Raw genomic sequence first — 1096 nt, 5'->3', positions numbered from 1 at the left:
TCTATTTGGTTATATAGAACTTGTTGGAATTCGTTCATAGTATATTGTTTTAGGGCATTGCATATAACGAACTAGACTAACCGACGTAGGCTGACCCTGAGTCCCGGATGGGACGTTAGGGCTGGAACGAGGCTTGCGTAAGCAAGAGGAGTGCCAGAAGCCTATGTGTCGAAGACCGAGCGAGGGCGTAAGTCCCGAAGCGAAGCGGTTAGTTGCTGTTATGCGACGTTGCGGGGAGCGACACGGATGTCGCAATCTTAGCTAAGTTCCTCTTTTATTCTTAAATATTCATCAGGTGTGATGATTTTAAAACTTTTGATTTTTTCTAGAGTAAGAAGATCCTTATCACCAGTAATAAGAAAATCTACATTTGCAGAAAAAGCAGATTCAAGAATGTGAAAATCATCCCTATCTCTTAAATTTAAATAATCCTTTAGGGGTTTATTTTTAATAATAGTGGTAACATTTCTGATTTCTTCAATAGTAAACTGAATAAAATCCTTAGGAAGTTTAAACTTAGGTTTCGCTAAAGTTTCTTCAATTTCATCGAGAATTTCATTTGAAATATACCCAACAAAAACTTCTTCGATTAAATCTTGTAGAACTAGTTTAGGTTTTCCATTAAATAAAATCGCAGAAATGTAAATGTTTGTATCTAAGAGAACTTTAAGCATTAAGAAGCTTTTCTATTTCTTCTAACAGCTTTAATTTCTCCTAAAATGTCTGCTTCTGTAAGATTTGATTTTTCAACTGATTTGGTGCCGAAATCGAAGATAGCTTGCCACTTAGATTTTTTCTCAATGTAAGCCCTTGCAGCTTCACGAATTAATTCAGATCTGGATCTATGTTCTCTTTTTGCAATTTTATCGATTTCTTTTAAAAGTGCCTTTTCGAAAGAGATATTTACTGTCTGATTCATAATTTTCCAGAATATACAAAATTTGTATATTTGTCAAATCGATAATTTTTTAAGATTTCTTACAAACGCCACACGGATGTGGCGATTCTTTCCCGCAATGTTCGCATAACGAACTAGTCTACTCAACGTTTCCCGCCCCTGAGTCCCGTCGGGACGTTAGGGACTGGCACGTAGCTT

The 1096-nt window shown here is 36.3% G+C and carries 2 protein-coding genes; both read right to left on the bottom strand.

The window, feature by feature from the left end; genetic code table 11:
- Positions 1-257 precede the first annotated feature (257 nt).
- Complete coding sequence (locus tag EHQ24_RS06740; RefSeq protein WP_135600915.1) at positions 258-674, bottom strand: putative toxin-antitoxin system toxin component, PIN family; 417 nt, start codon at positions 672-674, stop codon at positions 258-260.
- Positions 674-919 (bottom strand): CopG family ribbon-helix-helix protein, encoded by a 246-nt coding sequence (locus EHQ24_RS06735; RefSeq protein ID WP_135600914.1) that lies wholly within the window; start codon positions 917-919, stop codon positions 674-676. Before EHQ24_RS06735 ends, EHQ24_RS06740 begins: the two co-directional genes overlap by 1 nt.
- Positions 920-1096: the final 177 nt, after the last annotated feature.

The sequence above is a fragment of the Leptospira noumeaensis genome (assembly GCF_004770765.1).
Classification (GTDB): Bacteria; Spirochaetota; Leptospiria; order Leptospirales; family Leptospiraceae; genus Leptospira_A; species Leptospira_A noumeaensis.
This window is presented reverse-complemented; position numbering and strand designations above follow the sequence as displayed.